This window comes from Hahella sp. NS-SX17, from assembly GCF_057367735.1.
Map to the genome: position 1 here is coordinate 1,965,001 of NZ_CM170632.1, position 14,232 is coordinate 1,979,232.

General features: G+C 53.2%; 10 protein-coding genes and 2 rRNA genes (1 of these 12 only partly in view). 7 read left to right on the forward strand and 5 right to left on the reverse strand.

Going from position 1 to position 14,232, the window contains the following annotated elements:
- Together AC2IBB_RS08915 and rrf are read left to right on the forward strand one after the other, a co-directional pair.
- Positions 1-1,917: ribosomal RNA gene (locus AC2IBB_RS08915) — 23S ribosomal RNA — on the forward strand; it begins 974 nt to the left of the window's first position.
- Positions 1,918-2,034: 117 nt separating this feature from the next.
- Positions 2,035-2,147 (forward strand): 5S ribosomal RNA (rrf, locus tag AC2IBB_RS08920).
- A gap of 190 nt (positions 2,148-2,337) precedes the next feature.
- On the opposite strand, the gene AC2IBB_RS08925 is transcribed toward rrf, so the two are convergent.
- Genes AC2IBB_RS08925 through AC2IBB_RS08940 form a run of 4 tightly spaced genes read right to left on the reverse strand, consistent with a single transcriptional unit; the run spans position 2,338 to position 5,969 of the window.
- The gene (locus AC2IBB_RS08925; RefSeq protein WP_486332528.1) at positions 2,338-3,390 is read right to left on the reverse strand and encodes a TIGR00266 family protein; all 1,053 of its coding nucleotides are present in this window, start codon (positions 3,388-3,390) and stop codon (positions 2,338-2,340) included.
- An 11-nt stretch (positions 3,391-3,401) separates the two neighbouring features.
- Positions 3,402-4,085: a TIGR00266 family protein gene (locus AC2IBB_RS08930; RefSeq protein ID WP_486332529.1), complete on the reverse strand. Its 684-nt coding sequence runs from the start codon at positions 4,083-4,085 to the stop codon at positions 3,402-3,404.
- Between the two features lie 10 nt (positions 4,086-4,095).
- Positions 4,096-4,758: a TIGR00266 family protein gene (locus AC2IBB_RS08935; RefSeq protein WP_486332530.1), complete on the reverse strand. Its 663-nt coding sequence runs from the start codon at positions 4,756-4,758 to the stop codon at positions 4,096-4,098.
- A 53-nt stretch (positions 4,759-4,811) separates the two neighbouring features.
- Positions 4,812-5,969, reverse strand: coding sequence for a M48 family metallopeptidase (locus tag AC2IBB_RS08940; protein ID WP_486332531.1), 1,158 nt, complete (start codon positions 5,967-5,969; stop codon positions 4,812-4,814).
- A 289-nt stretch (positions 5,970-6,258) separates the two neighbouring features.
- On the opposite strand from AC2IBB_RS08940, the gene AC2IBB_RS08945 reads away from it, so the two are divergent.
- From AC2IBB_RS08945 to AC2IBB_RS08960, 4 genes are all read left to right on the forward strand, one after another.
- Positions 6,259-8,541 (forward strand): hypothetical protein, encoded by a 2,283-nt coding sequence (locus AC2IBB_RS08945; RefSeq protein ID WP_486332532.1) that lies wholly within the window; start codon positions 6,259-6,261, stop codon positions 8,539-8,541.
- Positions 8,542-8,753: 212 nt separating this feature from the next.
- On the forward strand, positions 8,754-9,212 hold the full coding sequence (locus tag AC2IBB_RS08950; RefSeq protein WP_486332533.1) for a (2Fe-2S)-binding protein: 459 nt from the start codon (positions 8,754-8,756) through the stop codon (positions 9,210-9,212).
- A 9-nt stretch (positions 9,213-9,221) separates the two neighbouring features.
- Positions 9,222-11,408 carry a xanthine dehydrogenase family protein molybdopterin-binding subunit gene (locus tag AC2IBB_RS08955; RefSeq protein WP_486332534.1) on the forward strand — a complete coding sequence of 729 codons (2,187 nt, stop codon included), beginning with the start codon at positions 9,222-9,224 and terminating at the stop codon, positions 11,406-11,408.
- A gap of 1 nt (position 11,409) precedes the next feature.
- On the forward strand, positions 11,410-12,357 hold the full coding sequence (locus AC2IBB_RS08960) for an XdhC family protein (protein WP_486332535.1): 948 nt from the start codon (positions 11,410-11,412) through the stop codon (positions 12,355-12,357).
- Positions 12,358-12,368: 11 nt separating this feature from the next.
- On the opposite strand, the gene AC2IBB_RS08965 is transcribed toward AC2IBB_RS08960, so the two are convergent.
- A complete protein-coding gene (locus AC2IBB_RS08965; RefSeq protein WP_486332536.1) occupies positions 12,369-12,974 on the reverse strand; it encodes a LysE/ArgO family amino acid transporter in 606 nt (201 codons plus the stop codon).
- Between the two features lie 220 nt (positions 12,975-13,194).
- Here AC2IBB_RS08965 and AC2IBB_RS08970 point away from each other — a divergent pair, with 220 nt between their 5' ends.
- Entirely contained in the window at positions 13,195-14,088 is an 894-nt protein-coding gene (locus AC2IBB_RS08970; RefSeq protein WP_486333937.1) for a LysR family transcriptional regulator ArgP, read from the forward strand.
- Positions 14,089-14,232 lie beyond the last annotated feature (144 nt).

The window sequence follows — 14,232 nt, forward strand, 5'->3', positions numbered from 1 at the left end:
AGACCGCCAGCTAAGGCCCCCAAGTCCATGTTAAGTGGGAAACGATGTGGGAAGGCACAGACAGCTAGGAGGTTGGCTTAGAAGCAGCCATCCTTTAAAGAAAGCGTAATAGCTCACTAGTCGAGTCGGCCTGCGCGGAAGATGTAACGGGGCTCAAACATGGCGCCGAAGCTGCGGATTCATCCAATGGATGAGTGGTAGGGGAGCGTTCTGTAAGCTGATGAAGGTGGATCGAGAGGTCTGCTGGAGGTATCAGAAGTGCGAATGCTGACATGAGTAACGATAATGCGGGTGAAAAACCCGCACGCCGGAAGACCAAGGGTTCCTGCGCAACGCTAATCGGCGCAGGGTGAGTCGGCCCCTAAGGCGAGACCGAAAGGTGTAGTCGATGGGAAATCGGTTAAAATTCCGATACTTTGTATTGCTGCGATGGGGGGACGGAGAAGGCTAGGTCAGCCTGGGATTGGTAGTCCAGGTTTAAGCCTGTAGGCAGTGTGTTTAGGCAAATCCGGACACACAATGCTGAGGGGTGATGACGAGCTCTCTTTAAGAGAGTGAAGTGATTGATGCCCAGCTTCCAGGAAAAGCCTCTAAGCTTCAGGCAATACGAAACCGTACCCCAAACCGACACAGGTGGTCAGGTAGAGAATACCAAGGCGCTTGAGAGAACTCGGGTGAAGGAACTAGGCAAAATGGTGCCGTAACTTCGGGAGAAGGCACGCCGTCATGTACGTGAAAGCCCTGCGGCTGGAGCGGAAGGCGGTCGAAGATACCAGGCCCCTGCGACTGTTTATTAAAAACACAGCACTCTGCAAACACGAAAGTGGACGTATAGGGTGTGACGCCTGCCCGGTGCCGGAAGGTTAATTGATGGGGTTAGCGTAAGCGAAGCTCTTGATCGAAGCCCCGGTAAACGGCGGCCGTAACTATAACGGTCCTAAGGTAGCGAAATTCCTTGTCGGGTAAGTTCCGACCTGCACGAATGGCGTAACGATGGGGGCGCTGTCTCCACCCGAGACTCAGTGAAATTGAAATCGCTGTGAAGATGCAGTGTATCCGCGGCTAGACGGAAAGACCCCGTGAACCTTTACTATAGCTTCACAGTGGACTTTGAACCTGCTTGTGTAGGATAGGTGGGAGGCTTTGAAGCGAGGACGCCAGTTCTCGTGGAGCCATCCTTGAAATACCACCCTGGCATGTTTGAGGTTCTAACTCTGACTGGTAATCCCGGTCGAGGACACTGTGTGGTGGGTAGTTTGACTGGGGCGGTCTCCTCCAAAAGAGTAACGGAGGAGCACGAAGGTGCGCTAAGTACGGTCGGACATCGTACGGTTAGTGTAAAGGCATAAGCGCGCTTAACTGCGAGACAAACACGTCGAGCAGGTACGAAAGTAGGTCTTAGTGATCCGGTGGTTCTGTATGGAAGGGCCATCGCTCAACGGATAAAAGGTACTCCGGGGATAACAGGCTGATACCGCCCAAGAGTTCACATCGACGGCGGTGTTTGGCACCTCGATGTCGGCTCATCACATCCTGGGGCTGAAGCCGGTCCCAAGGGTATGGCTGTTCGCCATTTAAAGTGGTACGCGAGCTGGGTTTAGAACGTCGTGAGACAGTTCGGTCCCTATCTGCCGTGGACGTTGGAGATTTGAGGAGAGTTGCTCCTAGTACGAGAGGACCGGAGTGAACGAACCGCTGGTGTTCGGGTTGTGATGCCAATCGCATTGCCCGGTAGCTACGTTCGGACGGGATAACCGCTGAAAGCATCTAAGCGGGAAGCCCCCTTCAAGATAAGATCTCCCTGAGGACTTGATCCTCCTAAAGGGCCCTTGTAGACCACGAGGTTGATAGGCTGGGTGTGTAAGCGCTGCGAGGCGTTGAGCTAACCAGTACTAATTGCCCGAGAGGCTTGACCATATAACACCGAAGTAATTTACCGGTATTGATTGAGTATAACTGCTTATCCAAGTTAAAGGTCTTCTGACCAAGCGCCAACTAGACAAGCTAGAACTAAGACAAAGCTTAACAGTTTTGCCTGATGATCATAGCGGACTGGAACCACCTGATCCCATTCCGAACTCAGAAGTGAAACAGTCCAGCGCCGATGGTAGTGTGGATTCCCATGCAAGAGTAGGTCGTCGTCAGGCTCTTAATACGAAGAACCCGTCCTTGTGGCGGGTTTTTTTATGCCTGTCATTTAGCCCAGGCCGAAACATAAGCTCGCTCCAGGCCCTTCTCTCCCTGTCATCACTCACTCTTATCGCTCAGTGCTCAGCGTCTGAATAAGCTTCACCTGCCCTTAATGCGACAAGTGAAGCAGGGTCGAGAAGGAGATGCCTATCCCTTGCTCTGTACCGGACGGAATGGGTAAACCCAGCTGGTGAAAGCTTGTACGCTGCGAGTTTGTATCCATACCTTGCCCTTGCCGCTGAAACGGCAGACAAAGCCTTCGCCGGAGAAGAACAGGGATTTATAGCCGCCTACTTTGGTTATGCTGTATTCCAGCCCTTCCGTAAACGCAACGATATTTCCGGTGTCCACAACATAGTCGCCATCCACATCCAGCATAATCATGCCGCCGTAAGTGTTGAACCAGAGGTCGCCATCGCCGCTACAGCGAATAAGGAAGAGGCTTTCGCCTGAGAAGAAACCTTTGGTCAGCCCTTGCCATTTGGTTTCCACCGTCACGCCCATGTCGGAGGCGACAAATGCGGAGTTCTGCAGAAAGACCGTTTCTCCCTGTAGAAATACGTGCGCCAGATCTCCCGGAGACGCTGGCGCGATGCCAATTTCGCCGGGACCGTTTTGAGCGGTGAACTCATTGATGAAAATGGACTCGGAGGTTAAGAAGCGGCCCAGGCCGCCTTTCGCCTTGGTCTTCATGACCATGTTGGTGTCCATGGTCGCCATTGCGGAGGCTTCCACCCTGAGTGTCTTTCCGCCGGGCACTTGCACCGTCAGGAAGGCGAAGTCTGGACTCCCTTCAATTTTGAATTTAAAGCCCGGCTGATCCTGCTCCTGATCGATGCTCGCTTCAGGCTCAACCATGCTGGGGGGAGCAGCCTGTGGTACTGCTTCAGGAGGAGGCGGAACTGGCCTGATAATCTCATTGTTTGGCTGCGGCTCTTCCGCTGCAATGGGGGTGGAAGAGGGCGCTTCGCTCATTCCTACCTGGCTTTGTACGCCGATTTTAGTCAACGCCAATTGAATTTTATCCGCCGTGGTTTCATCTATGCCCTTTTTCACGATCATCGGGGCGCGGGAAAATATCTGCTCGGCGGTCTCTGGCGCGACCTTGAACAATTTGGCGAAAGCCTCCACCGCGCTTTCCCGGGTAACGCCAGGATTCAACTCACCTGTCACAGTGACTTGGTATGCTGCTGTGCTCATCATCACTCTCCTTAAGCTTTACGCGGTTTCAAGCCCGACGACATCGCCGATCCGAAGCTGGAAGGGTTGTGTGATTGACACCAGACCGTACCTTGGCCGTGGAATTTACAGACTAGGCCTTCGCCGCCGAGAAACGAGTGTATCCAGCTCTTACCTGCTTTGGTGATCGCAAAATCCAGAGTTTCATTGAAGGCGACGATATGTCCGGTGTCTACGATATATTCCCCGTCCACTTCGACCGGATAAATGGCGCCAAAAGAATTCAGCAGCACTTTGCCTTTACCTTTCATGTGCAGCCAGAAAACGCTTTCTCCTGAGAGGATGGATTTAAAACCCTGCCATCCCAGGTCAATTTCGACCGTGTGCTCGCAAGCCATAAAGGAGCCGCCCTGAACGATCAAATTCTCGTTATCCAGCTCATAAGTCATCATATCTCCGGCAAGAGTCGCTCCGAACCAGACTTCGCCCTCGCCAGACTTGGGTTCAAAGTGGTTAAGGAACAAGGACTCGCCTGCTACCATACGCTTTATCGCTTTCATCAGGCCGCCGCCATGCTTTTTGTGCGTTGTGGTGGTGACGTCCATATTGCCGCTCATGGCGATCATTGCGCCGGACTCCGCCGTGCAGATTTCGCCTTGAGCCAGTTTGACTTTCGCCGCAGTGTTTCCTGGGCGATGGATAAGTTCAATGTCCATAGTGCGACCCTTAGTAAAGTCTCGGGTTGATCCAGTCAGTCAGACCGGAAATGCTGCGGGTTTGAATGATGACTTTGCCTTTACCTTCGACTCGAGTCACCAGCCCTTCGCCCCCAAAGAAGCTTGAAAACAAACCGCCCGCCAATTGGACGTGCAGACTGAGAGTTGGGTCGTACGCTACTAAATGACTAGTGTCGACGATATATTCCCCGTCAACCTCTTTCTCCAACAAGGCTCCGTAGGCGCCGTACCAGACCTTGCCTGTACCGGAGATGACCAGCTTGAACAGACCTTCCTTGGCGATGAAGGATTTGAATCCCGCCCAGCGCACACCAAGCGTAACGCCTTCCGTCGCGGCCAGAAAGGCGCCTGGCTGGAAACACAAGGTTTCATTATTTAATTCAGCGCAGCGCACCTCCCCTGGAGTCGGCTGCACCAGGGTCAGCTTTCGCACGCCGCTGGTGTTATTGCTGAAGCGGTTGATGAAAAAGGTTTCGCCCCCTAGAAACTTTCTTAGGATGGCGACAAAAAACGACCCATTGGTGCGTGTTTCCATATCCAGGTCCGCCGACATGCTGGACATAGCGTCGGACTCGGCTGTGATCTGCTCGCCGGGCTCCAGTTCGACGTCCACGTACCCGAACGCGGAGCCTCCTTTTATTTCTGCCTTCATGCGCTGTCTCCGTTATCGATATCTTAATTTCTTCGAATTCTTGTTGAGCCGCTTTACTGTTTAGCTACAAACTCTTTCACCAGTTGCTTAAGCTTCTGGAACTCTGGTTCCAGGTTGCGGTACTCGCCGTCCTGATCGCTGATCTGATCTTGAAGGTCGGCAATGCGATCTTCTGTGGCGGGATGGGAACTTAAAAAGCCCATGGTGTCTTTCATTAAGTCTCTGGCGTCTCCATCTTCTATCTGTTCAAGACGCTTTTTCTCTTCTTCTATGATTTTGTCGAAGAAGGTAATCAAGCCTTTAGGGTCGATATTGGCGCGAGTTAACAATTCCAGCCCCTTGGCGTCTGCGTCTGACTCAAAACCTCTGGAATAACTCTGGTTAAGCAACAGCGGCGCGGCGTTGGCCACCGTCGCCAATAGCCCGCTGACGTCGCCGAGCAACGCCTGTGCGAGAGCATAAGTGCCGGCGGCCCCCATGATATTGCGCACGCCATGTTGCTCAGTGACATGTGAAATTTCGTGGGCCATGACGCCGAGAACTTCACTGGCGTTGTCCGCTGCTAGAATCAGTCCAGAATTAATAACGATATATCCACCAGGCAAGGCGAATGCGTTGATGTCGGAGGAGTTGGATACATAAACTTTGTAGGAATAACGTTTGTCATTAACGGCTTTTATCAGCGGATCGGTTAGATCTGCGATAGCCTGTTTCCCTTCCTCTGATTCGAGCAGGTCGTTTTCAATCTGATATTGCCCGAACACTGTCTTACCCAGTTTCTCCTCCCACTCAGCGGGAACCTGCTTTGCGGCGACGGCGGTGATGCTATCCATAAAAACGACAATAGAAAGCGGCGTGCCGATGATCAACGCCACGACAATGACCAGCACTGACCAGTTAATACGACGTACATTACGCGCCTTGCGTAGCTGGCCCTGCAGATGATTATCCTGATGCAGAGCAGGGTGATTGAGGATGCCGCGGTCGCTGGTGTAGAGGCTCCACTCGGGAAAGTCGGGATGAGTGATAAAAACCAGCCTGTCGCTGGCTCCGCCCATTTTGACCTGGGCGCCGGTGACAGGAAAGCGAACGCTACTCTCGCCATTGGAGAACTCGACGAACCCGCCGGACACCGTCAGGGAGCCAGAAGCTCTGCCGTTATTGAATTGCTCGTGAAACGCATGGGCCTGATAGGTTTGCGTTGGTTCCATTCATCCCTTCCTGTATGAAATTCTGAAGTGCTGAAGAGTAATAAAAAGGACAAGTTGTCAGGGACGGAATTAAATCCTCTTTCTTAATCGCCGTAAAGCAGAAACGGGGAAAAAGGCTTTGATTTAAAATAGTTGCAAACTTTAGCTGGCGCAAACGCCGTGACCCCTATGTTAAGGCGATCACTTTACTGTGATGAACTATCTTGTTTTCACTGTCTACTTAGTACACTGCATGCTAGAATCGCGCGCTTTTTATTCAAATGTAGTCTGTGGAAGTTAGAGTAAAGTTATGATGCTGCCCCGTTATTTGTCTGTTTTGTTGCTCTTGGGAGCGCTTATTTGTTTGCCTGGTTGCGGTGGTGGAGGCGGAAATTCTGCTACCGATAACAGCAATAGCGGAAGCGTGGAAACAGGCGGGGGGCAAGGAGATAATTCTGGCGACACGAGCAATCCATCTAATCCCTGTGACGCCCCTGTCGGAACACAAGCTGATCTATCTGAAGATTGCCGAACTAAAGATTGGGAGCCAGCAAGCTCTCCCGATAGGTTTAAGGCGGGGCCTTCCGGTCTTTTGTATGTCCTGAGTAGTGAGGATGCAAGCAAGATATATAGATGGGACCTGACTACCCAGCGCTATATCAATCCTATTACGCTGTTAAATCCAATATCCGATCTTGAATATTCCGCATCGCATGAACGCCTGCTTTTAGGGCATCAGAACGGCGAAATTACGGCGATCGATATTACTAAAGATAAAACAGAACGCCCTTTCGCTAAGCCTGGCCTTAATATCATTAAACTTGTCGCGGCCGGCGACGATTTGTGGGTTGTGGTCCCTGGTGGCCGTGATCCTTACTACAGCCCCGATGTTCTCTATTTATTGGACGCAGTCGGGCAAGTTAAGAGCAGTACTTCTATTGATGATCAGCTATACACTCTGCAATGGAATTCTGAGACTGGCCGTCTTTATTTCTTTGGTTACCAGACATTTCCGGGCACGGAATACTATTTCTGCGGATCAGGTGATTATGTGACTAAAGGCGGTCTCTATTGGAGACGCTACAACAAGGATGCCGCGACAATTGAGCACTCCTCCGAGTTGGCGAGGTGCCTGGAAGACGGAGATTTTTCGTTGAGTCCTGACGGGGGAGCGCTGGTTGATCTGCGGGCCCAAATTCATGACTTAGACGGAGACTCCGCCCTAACTAAGCTTAGAAGTCCTTTTACTGATCCTGATCCTGACGCCTTCGGGTTTGGGGAGTACAAATACAAGCAGACTCTCTGGCTTGAAGGACATATTCTGGCGACCTACATTCATGAGGGAAAAACCTATCTCATTAGGTGGGACGATACACGTCAGGTAGTGGATTACCGGATATACCCGGGAGTTGCAAAGGCGTTGGTTGACGCCGGAAATCAAGTGGCGCTTGTGGTTGAAGATGGCGGTGAAACATCTATTTACAGCTACGATATCCGTCTGGACGATGATGGCGACGGCGTACCAAATCGTGACGATGCTTTTCCAGCGGACATCTCCGCGTCTAAAGACTCTGATAATGACGGTTATCCCGATGAATGGAACCCCGGCTTCACCGGTGCTGATACGACGACAGGATTGTCCCTGGACGACTATCCCAATGATTCGTCATGCGCTTTGATTGAGCATGGCTCGCCCATGGACGTCAGTCTGTGTGATATCGCGAGAATGCATTCTGAGGTTGTTGTGACGATCGTTCAGGGTAATCGGCAAGGGGATGTGTTTGCTCTGAATGGCGATCGCAACGCCATCTATCGTTGGTCCGCTGTCGACCATGGATATAAAAATCCATGGCGTTTAAGTCAGCCTGTCGTCGATATGAGTTATTCCGATAGCGTTAAGCGGCTTTATGTTCTGTACAAGAATGGTGAAGTCAGATACTTCGATGAGGAAAATGAGAATCGCTTTTTTGCATACATGGTCGGTAATCCCACCACTATAATAGCCGGAGGAAATGTGGTTATTGTAATGGCGCCTCCAATGTCAGAAAGCGCCTGGTTGTATGACAACAATGGCCGCATTCTGGCTAAAGGTCTGATTACCAGTGCACCGCCAGCCTCGAATGGTTGGTATGCTTCGGGCAAAGACGATGCCTTTTACTTTTTCTCGCACGACTTTCCTGAACTCATGATTTCATTTTCCAGCTCTGGATATTTGAATTACATCGCCCAAGTCGATGCTCCGGTATCAGCCGGCTTTTTAGCATACAACTCATTCAAAGATCTGTTGCTTATCGATAGGGCTGTATACAGCTTTGAGGAGGTGGGGCGTCAGCTGACCAATGCCGTTAGCTTGCCTCTGAGTTCGTTAGAAGGCGCTACCTGGACGAAAAGCAGCGGCCTTCTGGCTGTTTCGGGGATAGAAGATGGCGGGACACTCTTGACGGAATTGAATCCCGCTTTCGAGAAGGTTGCAGAACAGGAATATGAAGGCGCTCCAGTCGCGGTGTTTGGTGGCGAAGGCGATTATACGGTTGTGACAAAGTCAGACGAACGCATTGAAATAAATGTCTACGTTCCTGTTGTGACTGATTAACGTTAAATTTTTCTTCGGGCGGGAAGTTCTTTTCCGCCCCTTTCTACTTCTTTCTCTTCCCCCAATTCCGCAGTATTAGGCAAGTCTCCCGCAGGAATGATGTAGTTGCTCTTGTCTGACAAGGACTACACTTTACTGAGCTGTGTATGCCTATCAACCACATCCCGGGTCAGGGATATAAAGAATCAACGAATACTCTGTGGGGGGCGATTATGGGAATCGAACTGACTATTAATGGAGAAAAGCGCTCGCTGGATGTGCCTGAGGATACGCCTTTGTTGTGGGCGATCCGGGATCATCTGCATTTGACTGGAACCAAGTTCGGATGCGGTATGGCGCAATGCGGCTCCTGTACAGTGCATATGAACGGCTCTGCGATTCGTTCTTGCGTGACGCCAGTTGGATCAGTGAAGGGGCAGTCTATCACCACGATAGAGGGGCTGGAGTCCAAGGTCGCCGAGGCGGTGCAGGAAAGTTGGGAAGAAGAAGCGGTCGTACAGTGTGGATACTGTCAGTCTGGGCAGATCATGTCTGCGGTGGCGCTTTTGCAAAGCAATCCCAAGCCCAGCGATAGTGATATCGACAGCTTTATGTCAGGCAATATCTGTCGTTGCTCCACCTATGTCCGCATTCGCGCTGCGATCAAGTCCGCAGCGGAAAAGATAGCGTAAGGAGGCTCTATGAAAACCATGAATCCCAGCCTGAGCCGTCGTTCTTTTATCAGCAAATCCACCTTGGGCGGAGCGGGACTGACGTTGGCGCTATCATTGCCTTCTTTGGCCGGCGCAGCGGAGTCCGGTCCGGGGAAAACCGCGGGCGAGGCGGCTAATGCAGACTTCGCTCCTAACGCATTCGTGCGCATCAGCCCTGACAACAAAGTGTACGTTATCAGCAAGCACATTGAGATGGGGCAGGGAACCTACACGGGTCTTGCGACCTTGCTGGCGGAAGAGTTGGATGCGGACTGGTCCCAGGTCGTCGTCGAAGGGGCGGAGGCGGACGCCAAGCGTTATAACAACCTTTTCTGGGGGCCATTCCAGGGCACTGGCGGCAGCACCGCCATGGCGAACTCCTATCAGCAGATGCGGGAGGCGGGCGCCAAAGCCAAAGCTATGTTAGTCGCTGCGGCGGCGACTTTGTGGAAGGTTCCTGCTGCGGAGATCAAAGTCGAATCCGGCAGAGTTAGCCACAATGGGACATCCAGGCAAGCCAGCTTCGGAGATCTGGCGGAACTGGCGGCCATGCAGCCAGTGCCGGAAACGGCGACCTTGAAAGATCCCAAAGACTTTCGCCTGATTGGTAAGAAGCTGGTGCGTAAAGATCCGGGTAAAACCAATGGGACCGCGATCTTTACTCAAGATGTACAACTTCCCAGTATGCTGACTGCTTTAATCGCCCATTCACCCAAAGCGGGCGGTAAAGTCAAAAGTGTTGATGACTCGGAGGCGCGCAAGGTTCCCGGCGTTGTGTCGGTCATGCAGATACCCGCTGGCGTGGCGGTATTGGCCCAAGACTTCTGGTCAGCGAAAAAAGGCCGTGACGCCCTCAAAGTGGAGTGGGATGACAGCGCTGCGTTTCGTAAAAGCTCAACGACTATTCTCAAGGAGTACCGCGAAGAGCTGAATAAGCCGGGGACGCCAGTGGTGCGCAACGGCGACTTCGATGCGACGTACGCCAAGGCGGAAAAGCAATTTGACGCCATCTACGAGTTTCCCTTCCTGGCCCACGCGGCGATGGAGCCGATGAACTGCGTGATTCAGAAGAAAGAGAATGGCGCTGAGCTTTGGTATGGCTGCCAGTTTCAAACGGGAGACCAGATGCAGGTCGCGCAGATCCTGGGCGTGCCGATGGAAAATGTGAAGATCAATATGTTACTGGCGGGAGGCAGTTTTGGACGTCGCGCCAACTCTCACTCCGACTACATTGGCGAGGCTGCGCAAATCGCCAACGCCTACCCGGAACCTGTGCCGATCAAGTTGGTGTGGACCCGTGAAGATGATATGCGTGGCTGGTATTACCGTCCCATGTATGTGCATCAGATATCCGCGACGTTGGGGGCGGACGGTTACCCCTCCGCCTGGCGTCATCGCATTGTCGGTCAGTCGATAGTTTCCGGTACTGGGTTTGAAGGCATGATAAAAGACGGCGTTGATCCTACATCCGTGGAAGGCGCCTCCAACTTGCCTTATCACATCGCCAACATGCAGGTGGATTTACACACGATCAAAGAGGGCGTACCCGTTCTATGGTGGCGCTCGGTCGGATCGACCCACACGGCTTATTCAACGGAGACCTTTATCGACGAACTGGCCAAGGAGGCCGGTAAGGACCCGGTCGCCTACCGTATGAAACTGCTGGAAGGTCATCCCCGTCATCAGGGCGTACTGAAACTGGCGGCGGAAAAAGCCGGCTGGGATAAGCCTCTGCCCAAGGGGCGCTTTCGCGGCGTGGCGGTGCACGAGTCCTTTAATTCCTATGTGGCCCAGGTGGCGGAAATCGAGGCGGTGGACGACAGTCGCTTTCGCATTGTGAAGATCACCTGTGCGGTGGACTGTGGGCTCGCTATCAATCCCGACATTATCCGGGCGCAAATGGAAGGAGGCATAGGTTACGGGCTGTCGCCGGCGCTGGTGAGTGAGATCACTCTGGAGGATGGCGCAGTCAAGCAATCCAACTTCCATGACTACCAAGTGCTGCGCATGAATCAGATGCCGGATGTGGAAGTGCATATTGTGCCTTCGGCGGAGCCGCCCACCGGCGTTGGCGAGCCAGGTACGCCGGTCGCCGCGCCAGCGGTAGCCAATGCGTTGTTCGCCGCGACAGGAGAAATCCCTCGCAGTCTTCCCTTCAAGAATCTGTTCGCCTGATATGAGCACGCCGATGTTTGTGGAAAACGTGATACCTGCGGCCTGCGCCTGGCTGGCTCAGGGCGCCAGGGTGGCGTTGATTACTCTGGTGGGCGTCGACGGTTCCTCGCCGCGCCCGCTGGGGAGTCAAATGGCGGTGCGTGAGGACGGTGTGGCGGTAGGGTTGATTTCGGGAGGTTGCGTTGAGGCGGCGTTAACCCATGAAGCGGTCGCCGCTCTGGCGGACGGACGCAATCGCAAGCTGCGTTACGGTAAAGACTCTCCTTTCTTCGATATTCGGCTGCCTTGCGGCTCCGGGATCGATGTGCTGATTGACGTAAATGTGGGCGCTGATGTGTTGTTCGCAGTGCGAGATCGGCAACTGCAGCGTCAGCCAGCGTTGTTGTGCATGGACCTGGAACGCGCAGCCAGCGGTGATGGCGCGTATCTGCATCTGGAAGCCTGCTCAGGAATACAGGCTTCCGACTCCTATGCGAGCGGCGATCGTTTTGTCAGGGTTTATAACCCCACCACCCGCCTGTTGGCGTTTGGGCGGGGAGAGATATTTCGACAGTTGTTGATGCTGACGCCTGCGATGGGATACGAAGTGTTGGCGGTCTCTCCCGGGGATGCATCTGGATATGCCCCGCCTGGCGTGACCAGACTGCGTGCGCCGGACCATTTCGAGGAGGGCTGGAGCGACGCCTGGACGGCGGCGGCGCTGTTATTCCACGATCATGAATGGGAGCTGCCCATTTTGCGCAACCTGCTGCGCACGGACTGCTTCTATATTGGCGCATTGGGAAGCCTGAGGACGCAGGCCCAACGTCGAGAGCGGTTGGCGGCGGAAGGTGTCAGTGCGACCGAGATTGATCGCGTCAAAGGGCCCATTGGGCTGAATATCGGCGGTAAATCGCCGCCGGAGATTGCGATTTCGATCCTCGCCGAAATTATTTCCCGACGTGCGTAAAAAACGGCGCATTACGCGCCGTTCTGAAACAACCCCCAGGCGATGCGCCACATCAGCACTGCGATTAATCCATCCACCAGTCGCCAGAATGAAGGACGTGATAGCCAGGGCGACAGCGCGGCGGCGGCGATGGCCAAACCGAAGAACCAGATGATCGAGGCTGAGGCGGCGCCGGCTGCGTAAGCGGCGGGGGCGGACTGTTGAGCGCCCACTGAACCGATCAGGAAAAGCGTGTCCAGATACACATGTGGATTGAGGAGCGTCACCGCCAGGGTGGTCGCTACGACAATGCCAAGGTTACGTTTGACGGCGCCTTCCGCTTCCAGTCCTGGACCTGGATAGAGTGCCCGCTTGACGGAAAAGGCGCCGTAAGCGGTGAGAAAAATCACGCCTCCCCAACGCGCCCACTCCGCAACCTGCGGGAATTCCCTCAGTAACGCCGCCATGCCGAATACGCCGGCGGCGATCAGCAACAGGTCCGCCAGCGCGCAAATTGCAGCGACGGGAAAGTGATGCTCTCGTTTCAGGCTTTGCGCTAATACGAATGCGTTCTGCGCGCCTATGGCGACGATAATTCCCAGAGAGAGGCTAAACCCGTTGAAATAGCTTTGCCACATGCAGTTAACACCCTTTTTTGATGTACATTGCCGCTATAAACGTTTTGTCGTTTTGTCGTTTTGTCGTTTTGTCGTTTTGTCGTTTTGAGCGTTTATAGTCATGTACGTTGTTGTGATTCAGGTTGTCGCAGGCGCCTTGCGTTTGTCTGTGTTGAAGATTAGGGTGTTTATGATTATTAATAAAACAAATAATCCTAACGTCACATTAGAAAAACTGATTATGCTGGATTACAAGTTACTGCAGGCGCTGGCGGCGATAGTGGAAGGCCAGGGCTTTGAGAAGGGCGCCGCTTTGCTGGGTATTTCCCAATCCGCTATTTCACAACGTATCAAATTGCTGGAGGCGAGGTTAGGGCAGCCAGTGTTGATCCGGTCGCCAGGACTTGCGCCTACGGATTTGGGGAAGCGTCTTCTTAACCATGTGCAGCAGGTGCGTTTGCTGGAACATGATCTGCTACAGGACGTTCCCACGCTGGGAGCGGAGGCCTTACGGCTGCGCATTGCAATAAATGCGGACAGTCTCGCCACATGGTGGTTCCCGGTAATGGGCGAATATTGTCAACGCGAAGGCGTATTGCTGGACCTGGTGATTGAAGATCAGGACATCGGACTCAAACGGATGCGTGATGGCGATGTGGCAGGCTGCGTATGCAGCGCTGAGCAGGCGGTGCAGGGCTCCCGTTGTGTCTATCTGGGCGCTTTGGTATATCGGGCCTACGCAAGTCCCGACTTCATGGCGCGCTACTTTCCAGAAGGTGTGAATACGGATGCGCTGGCGGTTGCGCCGGTCATCAATTTTGGACCCGACGACCAATTACAACACCGTTTGATGCAGAGCCTGGGCTATCAGGGAGCGTTTCCTTTTCATCTATGTCCGTCATCTGAAGGCTTTATACGCATGTCCGAGGCTGGATTGGGATATGGCATGATGCCGGAAATTCAGGCGCAGGAGTCAGTGACGGCGGGGCGGCTGGTGGAGGTAGCGCCCGGGTATGAACAGAAAGTGCCGCTGTATTGGCATTATTGGCGGCAAGGCGGCGACATGCTGGAAGGCCTAACCCGACGTTTATGTGCTGAGATGCCTTTAAATCAGGGAGAAATAACGGTTAAATAGCATCCTTCCTGCAAAGTTGACCTACTCTCATAATGGACGTGATCCCGTAATCAAACACACATACTGAAGCATTAATTTCGTGGGCGGCGACCGAGGCTTCATACTCGCCAAGTCGGCGCACAATTGATAGATTCCAACTAATAA